Raw genomic sequence first — 18929 nt, forward strand, 5'->3', positions numbered from 1 at the left:
GGAGCGAACGAGCTTGCAGTCGTATATTTGTAGTCTATAATTCGATATTATTCGCTAAGACGTATTTTGCGCCAGGAAATTTACATAGAGGATCTGAAGCAGCACATCGGCAAGGACGTAACCCTTCGCGGATGGCTCTATAATAAGCGGTCGAGCGGGAAGATCCAGTTCTTAGAACTTCGTGACGGTACGGGCATCTGCCAGTGCGTTGTTATGAAGAACGCTGTCGATGACGCGACATTCGGGGCGTACGACAAGCTAACACAAGAATCGTCCCTCGCTGTGACCGGCACGGTACAAGAATCTGCCAAGGCTCCGGGCGGCGTTGAGCTCTTTACCAAGAGCATCGAGATCTTCCAGATCGCGAATGAATATCCGATCAGCCCGAAAGAGCACGGTATCGAGTTCTTGATGGGGAACAGGCACCTGTGGCTTCGTTCGAAGCGCCAGCATGCCATCCAGAAGATCCGCCACGAAGTGGTGCACGCGATCCGCGACTTCTTCGATGAGCGCGGTTTCAACCTGCTCGATGCACCGATCCTCACCCCGAATGCCGCCGAAGGGACAAGTACGCTATTCGAGCTTGAGTACTTCGATGAGGGTAACGCCTATTTGACACAGTCGGGCCAGCTTTATGGCGAGGCCGGCGCGATGGCGCTCGGAAAGGTGTACGTCTTCGGTCCGACGTTCCGTGCAGAAAAGTCAAAGACCCGTCGACATCTCACCGAGTTTTGGATGGTCGAGCCTGAGGTAGCGTTTATGGACCTGCAGGGTGATATGGAGCTTGCCGAGGAATTCGTTTCCTACATTGTCCAGCGCGTACTTGCCAATCGCAAGGAAGAACTCGCGGCGCTCGAGCGCGATCTCAGCAAGCTCGAGAACATCAAAGCACCATTCCCAAAGCTTCACTATGATGAAGCAGCGAAGATCCTTGCCGACTACTGGGGATCGATGTCGCCGGAAGAGAAGGCCGAGCGATTCGCCTCGGGACACAAAGAGTTTGTATACGGCGATGACTTCGGCGCACCCGATGAGTCGGTGATCTCGTCACGCTTCGACCGTCCCGTCATCGTCCATCACTACCCGGCAGCAGTAAAGGCGTTCTATATGAAGCGCGATCCGAACGAACCGGACAAGGCGCTCGCGATGGACATGCTCGCGCCGGAAGGGTACGGCGAGATCATCGGCGGTTCGCAGCGTGAGGACGATTATGAGACACTCGTCGAGCGTATCAAGTCGCATGATCTGCCGCTTGAGGCGTTCGCCTGGTATCTCGATCTTCGTAAGTACGGCAGTGTGCCTCACGCCGGCTTCGGCCTCGGCGTCGAGCGGACGGTTGCATGGATCTGCGGCATCGAGCACGTCAGAGAGACGATCCCGTTCCCTCGGACGATCTCGCGTATTTGGCCATAAAACTTTCGATTCACCTTGAACTGGGGAGAGATCGTATTCTGGGTGTTGTCGGCGGGGGCGATCGTATCGGCCCTGTTGATGGTCACGCGCAAAAGCGCCGTTTCGAGCGCGCTCTCACTTGTGATGACGTTCTGCTTCCTAGCTGGTCTCTACCTGACACTGCAGGCACAATTCCTCGCCATCGTGCAAGTCGCGGTGTACGCCGGTGCTATCATGGTGTTAGTGCTGTTCGTGATCATGCTGCTCAATCTCAAGGAAGAGCGCTTGACCCTTGGCACAGATCGCAAGGCGCTCATTGGAACCCTTGGGGTCATCGCCATTTTCGCACAGATCGCCGCGATCATTTTCGCCAATAGCAACGGTCTGCCCCCAGCGATAAGCGCAAAGGCGGCGGAGCTCGGGACCGTCGAATCGGTCGGCATGTCGCTTTACTCAAGTTTCGCATTCCCGTTCGAGATGGCCTCGGTGATCCTGATCGTCTCGGCCGTCGGTGCGATCGTCTTAGCCAAGAAGAAGCTTCGTTAACGCCATGACGTCACTTACGAACTACCTGCTCGTTTCCGCGGCCTTGTTCGCGATCGGCGCAGCCGGCGTCTTCTTCCGTCGCAATGCGATCATCATTTTCATGTGTGTCGAACTCATGCTCAACGCGGTGAACCTTACGCTCATCGCATTTTCGCAATTCCTTGGCGACCATTCCGGTCAGGTCCTCGTCTTCTTTGTGATGACAGTGGCCGCCGCGGAGGCTGCCGTTGGTCTGGCGATCGTCATTGCGATCTATCGCAATAAGGCTTCGACGGAAGTTGACACGCTCAATCTGCTCAAGGGATAAGTGAACGAGTTGATCCCATATATCGTCCTGTTCCCGCTGCTTGGCTTTGCCATCAATGGGCTCTTTGGATGGAAGTACAAGACGAACCCCATCGCCGGCGTCATCGCTACGCTGGCGGTCACCGCTAGCTTTGTCGTTGCGTGCATGGTGTTCTTTAACATGGTCGGAGCGACCGAAGAACACCGTGTCCTGAAGGTCACGGTAATGGACTGGATCTCCGTGGGGAAGGTCAACGTCGGGATTAGCTACCTCATCGACCAACTTTCTATCATCTTCGTTCTGGTGATCACGGGCGTAGGGGCGCTGATCCATCTGTACTCGATGGGGTACATGAAAGGTGACCCGGGCTACGCGCGGTTCTTTACCTATCTGAACCTCTTTATCGTCATGATGCTCCAGCTCGTCATGGCAGATAACTATCTCCTAACGTTCCTCGGCTGGGAAGGCGTCGGACTGTGCAGCTACTTGCTCATCGGTTTCTGGTACGAGGAAGTGAAGAATGGGGATGCCGCGAAGAAGGCGTTCATCGTAAACCGTATCGGCGACTTTGGCTTCCTGGTTGCAATGGGTATCATGCTCGTGACGTTCGGCACGCTGAATTATCAAGACGTCGCGAACGGAGCGTTGAGCATGGGTAGCTCAACGGCCATTACGGCTATCACGATGATGCTCTTCTTGGGCTGTACCGGTAAGAGTGCGCAGATCCCGCTTTTTGTATGGCTGCCTGACGCCATGGCGGGTCCGACACCGGTTTCAGCACTTATCCATGCGGCGACGATGGTTACGAGCGGTATCTATCTTGTCGCTCGGTCAAACATCTTGTTCGCGCTCTCACCCGCGACACTTAGTGTTGTCGCAGTTGTTGCGATCTGTACGGCACTCCTTGCCGCAATGATCGGCATCTTCCAGAACGACATCAAGAAAGTACTTGCGTACTCCACGGTGTCGCAGCTTGGCTATATGTTCCTCGGGCTCGGCGTTGGTGCGTTTTCGGCGGGCGTGTTCCACGTCTTGACCCATGCGTTCTTTAAGGCTTGTCTCTTCCTCGGTTCGGGCGCTGTCATCCATGCGATGCACCACGAACAGGATATGCAGAAGATGGGAGGCTTGAAGAAATATCTGCCGATCACGTATTGGACATTTCTCATTGCTACCATCGCGATCGCGGGTATCCCGCCATTCGCAGGGTTCTTCTCGAAGGACGAGATATTGTGGAAAGCGTTCTCGCAAGGTAGTGTGCTGCTGTGGGTACTTGGTGCCCTCGGCGCGTTGATGACGGCGTTCTATATGTTCCGCCTTGTATACCTGACTTTCTTCGGCAAGGAGCGCTTCGACGCACATCACCATCCGCCGCATGAAGTTGGGGCGGCAATGTACATCCCACTTATCGTGCTCGCGGCGCTGTCGATTCTTGGCGGATTCCTCGGCGTTCCGGAGATCCTCGGAGGCGGTGAAACACTGCACCGCTGGCTCGAGCCGGTGCTCGGCGCAGGTGAGCAGCTCGCAGCTGCCCACGCCGGTGTCCACGGAGAGGGGATGGAGATCCCATTGATGGCTGTGTCGGTCGGCATTGCCGTTGTTGGTATTCTCCTGGCAACGCGTTACTACAAGAGTAAGACCACGCTGGCCGAGAATGAGCGGAAGATCGGCGGCTTCTATAAGATTGCTTCGAACAAGTTCTATGTGGACAAGCTCTACGAAAGTGCTGTCGTGAAACCGACATTCGGTCTTTCCAATAGCTTCCTGTACAAGATCGTGGATGTGAAGATCATCGATGGTATTGTCAACGGGGCGGCTGCCGTCACCGGCATGCTCAGTGGGATCTTGCGCCGTTTACAGAACGGACTCGTCCAGAACTATGCCATGGTGATCGTCATCGGCATCTTCGCCTTGATCGGTTATATTCTGATGTTCTAGGCCATGGGAATGATCTCACTACTCATCCTCATTCCACTAACCGGCGCGGCGTTGCTTCACTTCGTGAAGAACGATAACGCTGCGAAGATCTTTACGCTCGGGGTTTCCGTCGTCGCGTTCGTTGTTTCGCTCGTTGCCTATTTCCAGTTCGACCCGAGGGCGCTCGGCTATCAATTCCAGGAGAAGCTTGATTGGGTGGCGATCGGCAACATCCGTCTGAGCTATTTCGTCGGGCTCGACGGAATGTCAATGCTTCTCGTGTTGCTGACAACCTTCCTGATGGTCATTGCGCTCATCGGTACGTGGAATTCGCAGTCGAAGAAAGTATCGAACCTGATGGCGCTCTTGCTGCTGCTCGAAGCAGGCATGATCGGCGTTTTTTGTTCACTTGATCTCTTCCTCTTCTACATCTTCTGGGAGCTCATCCTCATTCCGATGTACTTCATCATCGGCGTTTGGGGAGGGGAGCGTCGTATCTATGCAGCGGTCAAATTCTTTATCTACACGCTTGCGGGATCGCTCTTCATGCTCGTGGCTATCATCTGGCTCGGACTCGAAGCCGCGAAGGTTGGCGGGACGTTCACTACAGACCTCGTGAAGCTGACTGCGATCAGCCACCAACTTCCGCTCGATGTTCAGAACTACCTCTTCTGGGCGTTTGCAGCATCGTTCGCGATCAAAGTGCCACTCTTCCCGGTGCACACGTGGTTGCCCGATGCTCACGTCGAGGCTCCGACGATCGGCTCGGTCATTTTGGCCGGCGTTCTTCTGAAGATGGGTACATACGGCCTGATCCGATTCAACCTCGGGCTTTTCCCTCAGGCAAGTGCGAACAATGCGTCTGTCCTTGCGGTACTGGCGGTCGTTGGTATCATCTACGGTGCTCTCGTCGCGATCGTCCAGACGGATATCAAGAAGCTGATCGCGTACTCGTCCGTTACGCACATGGGGTTCATCGTGCTGGGTATCTTCTCGATGACTCGGGAAGGTCTGCAGGGAGCGGTGATCCAAATGGTGAACCACGGACTCTCGACAGGCATGCTCTTCATGATGTTCGGCATGATGTACGAGCGGAAGCATACCCGGGCCATCAGTGAGTATGGCGGAGTAGCAAAGATCACGCCGCTCTTTGCAGTCTTCTTCGCGATCGCTATGCTTTCGAGCGTTGGTCTGCCGGGACTCAACGGCTTCGTAGGTGAATACCTGACACTAATGGGGGCGTTCCAATCGCCGGTACTGCACTCATGGGTGTACTCGATCTTCAGTTCTACCGGTGTCATTCTCGCTGCAGTATATCTACTGTGGATGTACCAGCGCTTCATGCTCGGCCCGGTGACGCACGAAGCGAATCGTTCGCTGAAAGACCTTTCGACGCGTGAGATAGTGTCACTTGTGCCGCTCGTCGTATTCATGATCTGGATCGGAGTCCGACCGATGCAGTTCATGCGCACCAGCGAGACGAGCATCAATGCACTGTCGAACTCTTTGCTCGGTGTTCAGCCCGAGAAGACCAACGACTATCAGGTTGTGAACCCGAAGGTGATCGTGAAATAGTACGACTGTGAGCTACAACGACTTCATCAGTGTGCTGCCGCTGCTCGTCCTGACCGGGACAGGGTTCCTCGTGCTATTGTGGGATGCTTTCAGCAAGAAACCCTCGCGGGCACCGCTTACACTGACGATGCTCGGTGGTGTCGGGGCGATCGCGGCTGCGGCGGCGAATCTGATGAATTCCTCGAGTGTAGCGTTCGGCGGTCTTTTCTTCTCCAATAGCTTCACCAATTTCTTTACTATCATCTTCTCGGCAGCCGTCATTTTGACTTCGATGCTTGCCGAGCGATACCTGCAGGGCAAGGAAGTCATCACCGGCGAGTTTAGTGCACTCCTGATCTTCTCCGCGGTGGGAATGGTCATGCTCGCTTCCGGGGCGAACCTGATCGTGACGTTCCTCGGACTTGAGACAATGTCCGTTTCCTTCTATGTCCTGGCTGGGCTCTACCGAACTGAAGCCCGGTCCAACGAAGCATCGCTGAAGTACTTCCTGCTTGGCGCGTTCGCGACTGGTTTCTTCTTGTACGGCATCGCTCTGATCTATGGTTGTACCGGAACGATGAGCCTTGTCGATATCCGAGGCACGATGGCGGCGACCGGTGCCCAGCCACGAATCGCTTCGCCCGATTCGACACTGCTCCTTCTCGGCTCAGTGCTGCTGATCGTCGGCCTTGCGTTTAAGGTCGCAGCATTCCCATTCCATCAATGGGCACCAGATGTGTATGAAGGATCGCCGTCGATCGTCTCGGGCTTCATGTCCACCGCGGGGAAGACTGCTGCATTCGCGTCCTTTGCCCTGATCTTTGGCTACGCGCTCATTCCGAACGGCCACCCGCATGGCGGGATGGAGAAGGTCCAGATGATCCTCGCGATTCTCGCAGCGTTGTCTATGCTCTACGGCAACATCGTGGCGATCGCCCAGACGAAGATCAAGCGTATGCTGGCCTACTCGAGCGTAGCTCATGCCGGATATCTGCTGCTCGGTGTGACGGCGCTTAATGCGAATGGCCAGAAGGGCATCGCTGTTTACTCGGCCGTTTACACGCTGATGCAGATCGGTGCGTTCGGCGTCGTTTCGTACCTCGAGCGTGAAGACGGTGTCGGCCTCGAATTAGCTGACTACGCCGGCCTCTCGAAGCGCAGGCCCTACCTTGCATTGCTGATGTCCATCCTGATGTTCTCGCTTGCCGGAATACCTCCGTTCGCCGGATTCTTTGGTAAGTACTACCTCTTCATGGCCGCCCTTGATGCGGGCATGACGTGGGTCGTGATCGTCGGCGTTATTTCGAGCATCATCGCCTCCTTCTTCTATCTGCGTGTGATCGTTCAGATGTACTTCACAGAGCCGAAGCATGTTACAGAGCCCGCGAAGGAAGGCTTCTCATTTCCGATGATCGCCGTCGGACTGGCGGTGGTTGCACTGCTCGTCTTCGGCTTGCAGCCATCCTTGCTTTTGCAAGGGATCGGCTATTTCTTCCAATAATCTTTTTGAATATAATGCGCGCGGTACTCACCAAAGCAGAGTCCAAAGCGTATGACGAGTTTCTGATCAAGAAGATCGGCATGCTGCCTGCCGTCTTGATGGAGAATGCCGCACGCGGTGCACTTGATTCGATCAACGATTGGCTCGTTGCAGCACCGGCAAAATCGGTACTCATCTTCTGTGGTGGCGGAAACAACGGCGGCGACGGCTTTGCCCTGGCTCGGTTGCTGACCGAACGAGGCAGCGACGTCGACATCGTAATGCTGGCAACGCCGGCACAACTCTCGAAGGACGCGGCGCAACAATACGGTATCCTTCGCAAGATACTCGGCCCCGAAAGCTTCCATAAGTATCCGTTCAGCGATTCGCATTTCTTATCGCATCTCGATCTGTGCGTCATCGTTGACGCCATGCTCGGAACCGGTGCAAGCGGGAAGCTGCGTGACAAATACGCTGACGCCGTCGTTACGATGAACCAGTTGGCCCAGGCAATCGGCGCAAATATTCTGGCTGTTGACATTCCGACTGGACTCGATGCCGATACCGGTGACGTCCCGACCGTTCGCGGCCAGAAGCCGATCGTCGTTCTTGCCGACCGTACCGCTACCATGGGCGCCTTCAAACAGGGCTTCTTCCAAGGATTTGCACCCGACGTTACTGGCGATGTGAGCGTCATCGGCCTCGGCGTCGCGATCGACTCCGAGTCAGCTGTGAATATGTTGGACATCTCCGACATCCGGCCACTCGCACCATCCCGGTTCAAGACGGCTTCCAAGTACGACGAAGGCGTTGTGCTTTCGATCGCCGGCTCCATTGGAATGACCGGAGCGGCGATCATGAGCGCAGAGGCTGCCCTGAAGAGTGGCTGCGGACTCGTCACCGTTGCGACACCCGAATCGCAGCGACCCATCGTCGCTGCGGCGATGCCGGAGATCATGACCATCGCCCTCGAAGATTCGGACGGCGAGCCGATAGGGAAGTCACTTGCTTCGCTCGGCAGATCGCTTGAACGCGCCGATGTCATCCTTCTCGGTCCCGGACTCCGCGACAGCGACAGCGCCAAGGCGTACTGCAAGATGGTGCTTGGTGACGCGGAACTTCCGATCATTGCAGATGCCGGAGCTCTCGCAGCGATCGCCGATGACGTGACCATCCTCAAGAAACGCAAGGCACCGACCGTGCTCACACCGCACGCCGGAGAAATGTCCCGCATGCTCGGGATAGATCGTGATGAGCTCGAGGCCCATCGCATCGAATATGCCATTGCATTTGCCAAGGCCTTCAAAGTTGTCGTAGTGCTGAAAGGAGCCCCGACCGTCATTGCATCGCCGGACAGCAAGGCCTTTATCTCTCCGACAGGCAACGCAGGTATGGCGACAGCCGGAACAGGCGACGTCCTCGCCGGAATGATCGCCGGCTTCGTGGCCCGCGAACCGCAGTCTGTTCTGAACCCGACGATCTTCGCCGTCTATGCTCATGGCCTTGCAGGCGATGTGGCCGCAAAGGAGAAGACGCAGAACTCGCTTGTCGCGACCGATCTCATCGCCGTCTTTCCCGAGACGTTCAAGCAACTCGGCCTGCAATGATCTCACCCGTCCTTCGCAAAGAACTTCGCATCGAGCTTCGCAGCCGTTACGGCACGAGTGCGGTGGTGATGTTCCTTGTCGTAACGGTCGTAACCATCGCCTTCGCCGCAGTCGATAAGATATCCCCGTCGTTCATGAGCGCGTTCTTTTGGATCACGCTGTTCTTCGGGACGATCACCGGTCTTTCGCGCTCGTTCATCAGTGAAGAAGAACGGGGGACAGGCCTGCTCCTGCGACTCTATGGTCGAGCCGACTCGGTCTATTGGGGCAAGTTCATCTACAACCTCCTTCTTAGCCTTGCATTGGGCTTTACGGCAGTGCTCATTTTTGCATTTTTCTTCAAAGAGTTTGTGCTGAAGGATGCAGGTTTCTTCTTCCTGCAACTCCTTCTTGGCCTGACCGGCACCGCAGCGATCGTTACGATCCTATCAGCCCTCGTCGCACGTGCGGCGCAGAAGGGGGCGTTGCTGCCGGTACTCGCCTTGCCGCTACTGTTTCCGCTCGTGATCGCCGTCACCGATGCGACGCGCATCACGATGGAGATCCCCAACGCCTGGGAAGGCGTCCGGGGAGATATTCTCATACTTTTTTCGTTCGATGTAGCGCTCATTCTTGTGAGCTATGTGCTCTTCAGCTATATTTGGCAAGACTGACCAAACCGCATGAAGCTGCTTCGTAACCCCGTCTTTCTCTGGCTCTATGCCGCGATCTTCGCGGTGAGCATCTATCTGTCGTTCGCCACGCCGGTTGCCGGTATTTTTCGCGACGCCGCGACGCTCATGATGATGAACGTCTCGAGCAAAACGCCGGTCCAGGCGACAATCAAATCCGTTGTCAGCTCTGACGCCAACCGCACTACGTTTCTCGCTACCGACCGCTTTGAAGTCGAGCGAAAGCTCGTCGCAAAGAACTCGTATGGCCTGAAGCCCGGCATGATGGTCGTTGGTGACTGTGCCTACACAGCCGGCGACAGCAGCTACGAACTCGTCTCGCTCGAACGTATCAATCCGTCGATCGTCTTTCCGCTGATCCAAGGGCTCGGCGAGCTGGGCCGTAATATCCTGTTCCACGTCCCGATGTCGTTCGTCGCGTTTATCGCATTCCTGCTCGGGACGATCAACAGCATTCAGCTCTTGCGTAAGAACGACCTCAAGTACGATCTCCGCGCTCGTGCATCAAGCGCCGGCGGATTGCTTTACACGACGCTCGCGACTGTTACCGGCAGCATCTGGGCTCGATTCTCGTGGGGGAAGTTTTGGAATTGGGACGAACCGCGCGAAACGTCGATCCTTGTTCTGCTGCTGATCTACATCGCATATTTCCTCCTTCGCTCGCTCTTGGAAGATTCCGAAGAGAAGAAGGCCCGCATTGCGGCGGTGTATAATTGCATCGCGTTCGTGACCGTGCCGTTCCTGATGTTCATCCTGCCGCGCATCACGCGCAGCTTGCATCCGGGCTCGGGCTCCGAGGCTCCGGTCGTAAACCTCTCGGGCAAGACGCATATCGACCCCTGGTTTTCGATCTTCCTGTGGGTGAACGTCACCTGCTTTGCTATCCTGTTTCTTTGGATGCGCGACCTCTACATCCGCACGGAAACGCTCGAAGCACGCCGCGCACAACAATACGAATAGCCATGGACTACTTGCAAGAACACTCGCTCTACGTTGTTGCCATCATCTCGACAGTGATTTGGCTTGGCATGTTCGTTTTCTTGAACCGCGTCTCGTCGAGAGTCTCGAAGCTGGAGAAGGGAAGCTGACACGTTTCTCATCCGCACGTAGGACGGACTCGTAGTCCGTCCCTCTTTCGGACACCTCTCAGCATCAGTTGCCACCCCAAACTCCGCCCACGAATGAATTCGTGGGCTGACATCTGTGGCCGTCCTCTCGGACTCAATGCCGCTTCGCCCATCCTGTCATTCGAACGAAGTGCGTCAACCCTTCCGATATCACTCCGAGAATAGGTTAGTTTGCTTCGCTTGGCTCACAATGACACTGTACTGAATCAGCGAACATCCGCCCAATCCGTGTCATCCGTGTGCCATGTATTTCGGGCACCTATCGAGCCTCATCTAACCCCGTTACTTGTCAACGAACTAACTATACACAAACACAGGCCTCGCTCATTCGACGAGTTCGAGTTCGCGCACCTCCTCAACGATCGGTTCGAGTACCGGCGGTTGTCCGTTGAGATGTCCCTCTTCGCTGATGAAGTGATCGGAATGCTCCGTTGCCGCGGTCTGAGGTTCTTCCTCGCGGGTTTCTACCGGACCAATAATGGCGGCCAATGCCGAGAGGCGGCCGAGCGTGCCCCGCATGATGCAGCCGGGCTTATACTCTTTAGGATTTGCTTGAGAATACACGACGATCGTCACGTTCAATTCGGCCATCAATTCACGCAACGCAAAGATCGCCTCTTCGCGGTAGCGGGCGTTGGCGCTGGCAAACTCCCATGAGTTTATCAGAATCACATCCACGCCTTTGCGCTCGACACGGTCGCGTATAAAACTAAGTTCTTGCGAGAGCCGACCCTGCCCAAGCGTCAAGATGTCGAGCTGCTTCCATGGCGCATCATTTAACCGGGGCTCTGCGGCCAGTGCACGTGCGACAGACATTCCCCAACGATGCGTCGAGGCGCAGTTGAGCACCATCGCACGCTTGAAGTATCCGCTGGCGACGAGCTCCAGTCCCTTCTCGCATGCCGCGCGCGTATTGAGCAGTACGTTCTCGCCGCAACAGATCGTTATTTCGGCAAGCGCCACACGGTGCTTTCGTGCGATGGCTGCCGAATGCTTGTCATAGAATTTCTCGAAATCATTGCGCTCGTTCTCCGCGCCGACCTGAGTTGCCGACATATTGTATCCTCCTCGATTGTGTTGATGAAAAAAACACCACCGCGACCAACGCATGGTGCCTACTTGTTCACCGGCTAAGATAGGGCACCGAGGAGGATGTTGTCAAGGTGCCCATCGAAGAAATGTTGAGATTTAATATTGCGGGCACCTATGAATTGAAAAGCCCCTCCGTTACGGAGGGGTTGGGGGAGGTGAGTCACGCCAAGCCCAACGAAGAGTATCTGCTCTTCACGTGCGATGCCACCGTCGCCGAAGAGTACAAAGCGAATTGGGAGGAACGGAAGAAGCAGCGTGAGGAAGCCGGAGGGAATCAGACTACATAGCATGGGGACAATGATTGTAGCGAACTTCACAGCATCCCCCACTCTGACTCTATACGCGAGACCGCGTCAAGAAGGACCACTTGGGGGCTAGGCTGACGCCTTGATCCTACTACCAAGTTAATGGTCATCCCTTCCAAGTCAGCCGTTGCCTCTCTCTGAAGGTACGGACGGATGGAGGCGTACACGGCCGTATCGAATAGATTATCCTGAATCAGCGGAATTTCCTTCCTCCAATACTCAATTAACTGCTTCCTATATGCGAACTGAAGTTTCTGCTTTTCGATTCGCCATGCCCAGGCTGGCGCAACCAAAATTGTAAGGGTCGATGAGCCGAGGCCCACAACAGCGGGTACAAGGAGTGATGTAATGTCCATCAACTTAAAACGGCCAGATCTGAGATTTTAGTGCTATCATTCTTGACGCCACTAGCACATCGGTTGTAACCTCATTGTTTGGTACAAGAGAGAACAATTTCCGTCTTAGCCGGCGTACAAGTGCTGAATCAGGCATCGCGTGCCATAATGAGTCAATCGTTGAATCGAGGTTAGCCCTGACAGACAGCAATAACCGGATCGTGCACTGAAAACAGAACACGGTGAACAAGGTTGTCAAGAGCAACCCAGACATTACATATGAGAATTTTAATCACTGCATCAGCGCCAGGAAATATTACGTATGCCGAAAAGAGGGATTGAGGGAGAGCTAGGAGACGATCTTGGGTTCAGATTCGAGTATGTCTGCCGCCCATTCTTGTACGTGATAGCTTGTAATCGTAGACATGCCAGAATAGTAGAGTACAGGCTCTGCGCCAGCGATGATATCCGCCCGCTCAAGAGCCGAAACATCGTCATCTGTAAAGTCAAGCTCCTGAGCCTTATAGCGATTCTGTGGGATAGTCCAGTACCGTAGAATCTGTTTTGCACGCGGTGGGAGATTCATTAGCTTCCTTTGATTGGCACGTCTGGCGTTTGTGGCCCTTGCTCTCGCGCTGCCAGCGCCGAAAAACCACAGGATAGCTTCGACTAGCAACCAAGCTGTGAGAAGACAAAATGCGAGTGCAAAATAGACGACATAACTCTGAAACGAAGACCTGAGTTGTAAAATGTTGAGTTCCGCAAGTACTACTAACAAGACGATGCCTATCCATGCAATGATGAGCACCCTGAATCTGACGTTACTCTCTGCGAACTCTCGGATATCCTTAACTACTGACATTTGCATATCTCCTAAAACATCCCCTCCTGTCCGCTCTCCTTCTTCTCCTTCTGCGCGCGCTTGAAGGTTAGCGAGCCCACGGTGAGTTCAGGGTATTCGGGGCGTTTGGTTTTGTTGAGCTGTCCTTCGATTTTCATGCGATATGCTCCCTAAGAATGTCGAGGTTGTCTCCGAAGAACAGCTTGTTCATTGGTACAAATATACTGCGCCTCGCCCCGGCCCCCTCCCGTAATCGGGAGGTGGAGGCACCACCCCTGCTCGGCGAGAGCGCCTCGCTTCCCCTCCACTTTGGTGGAGGGGAAGTGCGCCGTGTTAACGAACCTCCTCACACCAACGGATGTTTGTAATGTAGCAACCATCCTTCGTATGAAGAAAAAACACATTATCGCACTCGTTGTCGCACTGCTGTTTATCGGTGTAGCAGCGTTCGCGCTGGTCGATAACAAGATCGACTATTCCGATTTCGCGTCTGCCCAGAATACGGGCAAGCGCGTGCAGGTCTCGGGCTCGTGGGTGAAGGAGAACAACTACAACTACGACGCCAAGAGCAACATCTTCTCGTTCACCATGAAGGACCACAAAGGCAATGTGCTCCCGGTGAAGTTCGAGGGGATGAAGCCGAACAATTTCGAGACCGCACCGTCGGTCGTCTGCGTCGGGAAGGTCGAGAATGGCATGTTCATGGCCTCCGATATCCAGACCAAGTGTCCGTCACGATACGAGGGGAGTAACAAAGAATAATGGTAGGCTCTGTCGCCATGGGCGTGGTACTGGCGGCATCGCTTGTCGCTTGTATCCTCTACGTCCTCGTTGCTCGCGGTCGCACCGAACTCCTGACCGCCGCCCGCATCACCACCCATGTTGCAATTTGGGCACAATTTGTCGCAGCCGGGACGCTGCTGTATCTGATCTTCAATTACCGCTTCGACATCAACTATATCTACGAGCACGTATCGCGCTCGTTGTCGAAGCCGCTGCTCTTTGCATGTTTCTACGCCTCGCAGGAGGGGAGCTTCATGCTCTGGGCCTTGCTGACGGCAATTGTGGCGATCTTCCTGATACCATACGCCCAGCGACAGCGCGTCGAAGCGCCGGTGATGGCCGTGTATCTCGGTGTGTTTGGTTTTCTGGCGCTCATGCTCGTTGCAAAGAGCCCGTTCACGACGATCTATGCCGCGCATCCGGGCGATGTCATGGCTGGCTTTATTCCTCCTGACGGACGAGGACTGAACCCGTCGCTTGAGAACCTGTGGATCGTCATTCACCCACCGATGCTCTTTACGGGCTTCACGCTGCTGGCGGTACCGTTCGCATTTGCCGTGACTGGCCTGATCCGAAAAGACTTTCAGGGCTGGGTAACGACTTCGCTTCCGTGGACGCTCGGTGCCGGTATGATTCTCGGTTTCGGTATTATGCTCGGCGGCTTCTGGGCATACGAAACGCTCGGATGGGGTGGTTATTGGGGCTGGGATCCGGTCGAAAATGCAAGTTTGCTGCCATGGCTCATTACCGTTGCGGGCACGCATACGATGCTGACGCAGAAGCGCACCGGTGGCCTCGTGAAGACGAACATCGGCATGACGCTGCTGGCGTATGCACTGGTGCTCTATGCCTCCTTCCTGACGCGATCAGGCGTACTCGGTGATGCATCGGTCCATAGTTTTGCCGATCCGGGGTACGTCGCATTCGCGCTGCTGCTCTATGGTATGATCTTCTTCGTCGGCGGCTCCTTCGCGCTCTTCCTCTGGCGTTGGCGCGCAATGAACGTGCGTGGCAAGGATTACAAAGTGCTCTCGCGCGAGACGGCGCTCTCGATCGGTTCCGCACTGCTTGGTGCGTCGACGCTCGTCGTTTTTATCGGCACCAGTGCTCCGCTCATCAAAAAGAAGGTCGATATTAGCTTTTATGGCGATCTGCACGTGCCGATCGCAATCTTGATGATGCTTGTCAACGGGCTCTCGCTCGTGCTGAAGTGGAGGCAGTCGGGGTGGCAGGAAATGCTTCGCAAAGGAGCGTGGGGATTCGGCCTGGCGCTGCTTGGGGCGATCGGTCTGTACTTCGCCGGGCTCGACGATATCAAATTCCTGGCGATTGGGTTTAGCGCGCTGTTCTCGCTGTTTATCAATATCGAGGTTGCGCTGAATCTCTTCCGCGGAAAAGTCGGGGTTAAGATGGATGCATCTGCCGGCTCGATGAAGCAGAAGATCTGGTCGGCGTTCAAATGGTCGTTCTCGATCGGCCTTGTCGCGCTCCTGATCTTTTCGAAAGGGGATTATTACAAGTTCGGACAGATCATTGTCGATGACGCCGGCGGTTTCTACTGGCTTGGGTTCTTCCTGATCGTGACGGCAGCGTTTATGATCTTAGGCGCTCCGTCGTTCCGATTGGACAAGCGCTTCATCGGCGCCTATGTTGCGCATATCGGCTTAGGCCTCTTCCTGCTCGGAGTGATCGCAACGACGCGCTACGAGAAGAAAGAGTTCGTGAAGCTTGTGCAGGGCAAGCCGGTCAAAGCATTCGGTGGTAAATATACTCTAAGCTTCGATTCGACGGAGATTACTCCACCGGAAAATTACTACTTCCACGTCGGCGTGCATGACCAGGCCGGCAACGTTGCGCTCGCAAAACCGCTGTGGTTCTGGACGGCGTTCAATAACCACACCGACCCGATCGCGAACCCAGGTATTCTGAAATACGGCTCGAAGGATCTATATTTCACCGTCGTTGCGACCGATCAAGAAGGCGGCATCCCGCACGATTCGCTCGTTCGCGGGCAGGCTGTGACCATTCTCGGCGGCAAGAAGACGGTAAAGTTTGTTGACTTCGACTTCCCGCCCGAAGAGATGGCGAAGATGCGCCAGCAACAGGATTTCCGTGTGAAGGCCCGTGTCGAGGTCTTCGAGGGGAAGGACACGACAAGTGCCAACCCGGTGCCGCTTGAAATCAGCGTGACGCGCAATCTCTCGACCGGCGAAGCGCATCAGGAAGATGTCGTTGTTCCGAATACGGCATACCATCTCCAACTCGCGGAGTTGCGACCCGATCTTTCGGATCGCTCGAAGTCGAAGATCATCTTCGCATGGTTCGACAAGAACAATCCGCCACCGAAGCCGGTACCGACAATTACGGTTGAAGCGTTCGTGAAGCCGTTTATTAATGCGGTATGGGGCGGCATCCTGATCGTCGTGCTGGGTTTCTACTACAGCGTATTGCGCCGCCGCCGCGAGGCGCTCGTTGCCATCGACCGTGCTGAACGCGCATACGAAAAGAGCAAACCGCAATCCGAAGGCCTAAAGGATCCGATCGCTTCCGAGGGAGCGCGAATCTCGCCGGTCGAAGCGCCGAAGAAGCTCTCCTGAAGTGCTTGCCGAGGCTTCGGGCGATAGTCCGTAATGCATGATTGTTTCCGGGCCTGCTCGATCACAAGCAGGCCCGTTTCTGAATTCTATGACCAACACAATAACTACTCTGGCCGAAGCGAAAAAGACAGCGCTTGGCCTTGGCCTTTTAGAAGAGGAATTTGAACGAATCGTTACTATCCTCGATGGGCGCATCCCGACCTATACCGAGCTTGGTATCTTCTCTGTGATGTGGAGTGAGCATTGCTCGTACAAGAATAGCATCACTCAGCTCAAGACGCTCCCGCGCAAAGGGAAGCGGCTCCTGGTCGAAGCAGGCGAGGAAAATGCGGGTCTGGTCGATGTCGGCAACGGCTTGGCCGTCGCGTTCAAGATCGAGTCACATAATCACCCTTCGGCCGTCGAGCCGTATCAAGGGGCGGCGACCGGTGTCGGTGGGATCTTACGCGATATCTTTACGATGGGTGCAAGACCGATCGCTGCACTGAACTCGCTACGTTTCGGCTCCATCGACCATCCACGAACGAAATACCTCTTACGCGGAGTGGTCCATGGGATTGCCGATTATGGCAATTCATTCGGTGTGCCGACTGTCGCAGGCGAAGTGTACTTCGATCCTCGCTATCAAGGCAACCCGCTTGTCAATGCGATGGCCGTCGGGATCGTCGAAGCAGGGAAGACCGTCAGCGCGACAGCAGAGGGCGTCGGGAATACGGTCATGATCGTGGGTTCGAGCACCGGCCGCGATGGTATCCATGGCGCAAGTCTTCTTGCAAGCGCTGTCTTTAGCGAAGATGCCGAAGATATGCGCCCGACCGTGCAGGTCGGCGACCCCTTCACGGAAAAACTTCTCCTTGAAGCGACACTTGAGGCAATTGCTGCCAACCTCGTTGTTGGCATGCAGGATATGGGTGCCGCCGGAATCTCTTGTTCAACGTCAGAGATGAGCTTTAAGGCTGGGACTGGTATGCACATAACGCTCGATCATGTCCCGCTCCGAGAGTCCACTATGTCGTCCTACGAGATCATGCTTAGCGAGTCGCAAGAGCGCATGCTCGTCGTCGTGAAGCCCGAGAACGTGGAGAAGATCAAGGCCATTTTCGACAAATGGGATTTGCAGGCAGCCGTCATCGGAACAGTGACCGATACCGGCCGGGTCGTTATCAGGTACCGAGGGGAGCAGGTTTCGGATATCCCGGCAAAAGCTCTTGCCCTTGGTGGAGATATGACGCCAGTGTACATCCGGGACACGAAAAAACCGGAATATCTCAAGGCGACTTCGAGCTTCGATCCGCTCTCGCTTGCGGATGTGACCGATCCGGGAGCTACGCTACATCGGCTGTTGTCGTCGCCGAACATTTCGAGCAAGCGCTGGGTCTTCGAACAGTACGATTCGATGGTTCGCACCAACACGCTCGATCTGCCGGGTGCGGATGCAGCCATTATTCGTATCAAGGATGCAAAGAAGGGGCTTGCAGTCAAGACAGACTGCAACAGTAAGTATGTCTATCTCAACCCGTATCGCGGAGCAATGGCAGCGGTGTGCGAGTCGGCCCGGAACGTGGCCTGCGTTGGCGCACAACCGATTGCGATTACAAATTGTCTGAACTTCGGCAATCCGTACGATCCCGAAGTGTACTACCAGTTTACTGAAGCCATCCGTGGGCTTGGCGATGCCTGCCGCACACTCGAGACCCCGGTGACAGGCGGGAATGTGAGTTTCTATAATGAAAGCCCGGACGGAGCAATCTACCCGACACCGACAATCGGTATGCTCGGCGTAATTGATGACGTCTCGAACGCAATCGGGGCAGGCTTTACGACGAGCGGCGACGCGATTATCCTGCTCAAAGGGTATGACTCGCCGACGCCGGCCGATGGCCTCGGAGGCAGCGAGTATCTTGCACTTTGCAAGGATGGGCAAGCATTGGGCGAGGCGCCGTTCGTCGATCCGGCAGGGGAAGCACGGCTGATCGAAGTGCTCGTTCGTGCTGCGTCTCGCAAACTTCTCCATAGCGCACACGATATTAGCGAGGGCGGCTTGGCGGTCACGCTCGCGGAATCATGCATCGATGGTTCGACTGGAGCAATGATTACCGCGCCCTCGGGGGTAATCCGCCGCGATTCGTATCTGTTTGCCGAGCATCAGGGCCGCGTGGTCGTGAGCGCTCCGGCCGACTGTGTCGTCGAGATCTTCCGTCTTGCCGAGCAGAACGGCGTGCAAGCGGAGGTCATCGGAAGCGTCGGTGGCACGGATCTTGTAATCGGCGATCTTATCAATGAGCGCGTCGATGCACTTCGCACCAGTTATGAGACTGCCATTCCCGACGCGGTGGAATCGGTGGTCGAGTTATAACGACAAACGACGAATTTGTGTCGTGATGAACGGCGGGAGG

Annotated in this window: 15 protein-coding genes; 13 read left to right on the forward strand and 2 right to left on the reverse strand. The window is 55.4% G+C overall.

Annotated elements, in window-relative coordinates; genetic code table 11:
- Positions 1-66 precede the first annotated feature (66 nt).
- From asnS to ccsA (JSS75_04945), 9 genes are read left to right on the forward strand one after another with little or no spacing between them, the layout of a single operon-like run.
- Complete coding sequence (gene asnS / locus JSS75_04905) at positions 67-1413, forward strand: asparagine--tRNA ligase (GenBank protein ID MBS1903023.1); 1347 nt, start codon at positions 67-69, stop codon at positions 1411-1413.
- A 15-nt stretch (positions 1414-1428) separates the two neighbouring features.
- The gene (locus JSS75_04910) at positions 1429-1938 is read left to right on the forward strand and encodes an NADH-quinone oxidoreductase subunit J (protein MBS1903024.1); all 510 of its coding nucleotides are present in this window, start codon (positions 1429-1431) and stop codon (positions 1936-1938) included.
- Between the two features lie 4 nt (positions 1939-1942).
- Positions 1943-2245, forward strand: coding sequence for an NADH-quinone oxidoreductase subunit NuoK (gene nuoK, locus JSS75_04915; GenBank protein ID MBS1903025.1), 303 nt, complete (start codon positions 1943-1945; stop codon positions 2243-2245).
- Positions 2246-4162 carry an NADH-quinone oxidoreductase subunit L gene (gene nuoL, locus JSS75_04920; protein ID MBS1903026.1) on the forward strand — a complete coding sequence of 639 codons (1917 nt, stop codon included), beginning with the start codon at positions 2246-2248 and terminating at the stop codon, positions 4160-4162.
- A 3-nt stretch (positions 4163-4165) separates the two neighbouring features.
- A complete protein-coding gene (locus JSS75_04925; GenBank protein MBS1903027.1) occupies positions 4166-5716 on the forward strand; it encodes an NADH-quinone oxidoreductase subunit M in 1551 nt (516 codons plus the stop codon).
- A 7-nt stretch (positions 5717-5723) separates the two neighbouring features.
- Complete coding sequence (locus JSS75_04930) at positions 5724-7196, forward strand: NADH-quinone oxidoreductase subunit N (GenBank protein MBS1903028.1); 1473 nt, start codon at positions 5724-5726, stop codon at positions 7194-7196.
- A gap of 14 nt (positions 7197-7210) precedes the next feature.
- Positions 7211-8782 carry an NAD(P)H-hydrate dehydratase gene (locus tag JSS75_04935; GenBank protein ID MBS1903029.1) on the forward strand — a complete coding sequence of 524 codons (1572 nt, stop codon included), beginning with the start codon at positions 7211-7213 and terminating at the stop codon, positions 8780-8782.
- Positions 8779-9435 carry a heme exporter protein CcmB gene (locus tag JSS75_04940; GenBank protein MBS1903030.1) on the forward strand — a complete coding sequence of 219 codons (657 nt, stop codon included), beginning with the start codon at positions 8779-8781 and terminating at the stop codon, positions 9433-9435. Before JSS75_04935 ends, JSS75_04940 begins: the two co-directional genes overlap by 4 nt.
- 9 nt (positions 9436-9444) lie before the next feature.
- A complete protein-coding gene (gene ccsA / locus JSS75_04945; protein ID MBS1903031.1) occupies positions 9445-10413 on the forward strand; it encodes a cytochrome c biogenesis protein CcsA in 969 nt (322 codons plus the stop codon).
- Positions 10414-10904: 491 nt separating this feature from the next.
- Here ccsA (JSS75_04945) and JSS75_04950 read toward each other — a convergent pair whose 3' ends face one another.
- A complete protein-coding gene (locus JSS75_04950) occupies positions 10905-11636 on the reverse strand; it encodes a hypothetical protein (GenBank protein ID MBS1903032.1) in 732 nt (243 codons plus the stop codon).
- Positions 11637-11758: 122 nt separating this feature from the next.
- On the opposite strand from JSS75_04950, the gene JSS75_04955 reads away from it, so the two are divergent.
- Entirely contained in the window at positions 11759-11959 is a 201-nt protein-coding gene (locus tag JSS75_04955) for a hypothetical protein (protein ID MBS1903033.1), read from the forward strand.
- Positions 11960-12661: 702 nt separating this feature from the next.
- On the opposite strand, the gene JSS75_04960 is transcribed toward JSS75_04955, so the two are convergent.
- The gene (locus tag JSS75_04960; protein ID MBS1903034.1) at positions 12662-13174 is read right to left on the reverse strand and encodes a super-infection exclusion protein B; all 513 of its coding nucleotides are present in this window, start codon (positions 13172-13174) and stop codon (positions 12662-12664) included.
- A 366-nt stretch (positions 13175-13540) separates the two neighbouring features.
- Between JSS75_04960 and JSS75_04965 the strand changes: the two genes are divergently transcribed.
- From JSS75_04965 to purL, 3 genes are all read left to right on the forward strand, one after another.
- A complete protein-coding gene (locus tag JSS75_04965; GenBank protein ID MBS1903035.1) occupies positions 13541-13915 on the forward strand; it encodes a cytochrome c maturation protein CcmE in 375 nt (124 codons plus the stop codon).
- Entirely contained in the window at positions 13915-16533 is a 2619-nt protein-coding gene (gene ccsA / locus JSS75_04970) for a cytochrome c biogenesis protein CcsA (protein MBS1903036.1), read from the forward strand. The genes JSS75_04965 and ccsA (JSS75_04970) overlap by 1 nt, the downstream gene beginning before the upstream one ends.
- Positions 16534-16621: 88 nt before the next feature.
- Entirely contained in the window at positions 16622-18889 is a 2268-nt protein-coding gene (purL, locus tag JSS75_04975; GenBank protein ID MBS1903037.1) for a phosphoribosylformylglycinamidine synthase subunit PurL, read from the forward strand.
- Positions 18890-18929: the final 40 nt, after the last annotated feature.

The sequence above is a fragment of the Bacteroidota bacterium genome (genome assembly GCA_018266755.1).
Classification (GTDB): Bacteria; Bacteroidota; Ignavibacteria; order Palsa-1295; family Palsa-1295; genus JAFDZW01.

Excerpts from the sequence above, each read along its gene's own strand:
- ccsA (MBS1903031.1), top strand. The coding sequence starts at position 9,445 with ATGAAGCTGCTTCGTAACCCCGTCTTTCTCTGGCTCTATGCCGCGATC.
- purL (MBS1903037.1), top strand. The coding sequence starts at position 16,622 with ATGACCAACACAATAACTACTCTGGCCGAAGCGAAAAAGACAGCGCTT.
- JSS75_04935 (MBS1903029.1), top strand. The coding sequence starts at position 7,211 with ATGCGCGCGGTACTCACCAAAGCAGAGTCCAAAGCGTATGACGAGTTT.
- JSS75_04925 (MBS1903027.1), top strand. The coding sequence starts at position 4,166 with ATGGGAATGATCTCACTACTCATCCTCATTCCACTAACCGGCGCGGCG.
- JSS75_04955 (MBS1903033.1), top strand. The coding sequence starts at position 11,759 with ATGTTGAGATTTAATATTGCGGGCACCTATGAATTGAAAAGCCCCTCC.
- JSS75_04950 (MBS1903032.1), bottom strand. The coding sequence starts at position 11,636 with ATGTCGGCAACTCAGGTCGGCGCGGAGAACGAGCGCAATGATTTCGAG.
- JSS75_04940 (MBS1903030.1), top strand. The coding sequence starts at position 8,779 with ATGATCTCACCCGTCCTTCGCAAAGAACTTCGCATCGAGCTTCGCAGC.
- ccsA (MBS1903036.1), top strand. The coding sequence starts at position 13,915 with ATGGTAGGCTCTGTCGCCATGGGCGTGGTACTGGCGGCATCGCTTGTC.
- nuoK (MBS1903025.1), top strand. The coding sequence starts at position 1,943 with ATGACGTCACTTACGAACTACCTGCTCGTTTCCGCGGCCTTGTTCGCG.
- JSS75_04965 (MBS1903035.1), top strand. The coding sequence starts at position 13,541 with ATGAAGAAAAAACACATTATCGCACTCGTTGTCGCACTGCTGTTTATC.
- JSS75_04960 (MBS1903034.1), bottom strand. The coding sequence starts at position 13,174 with ATGTCAGTAGTTAAGGATATCCGAGAGTTCGCAGAGAGTAACGTCAGA.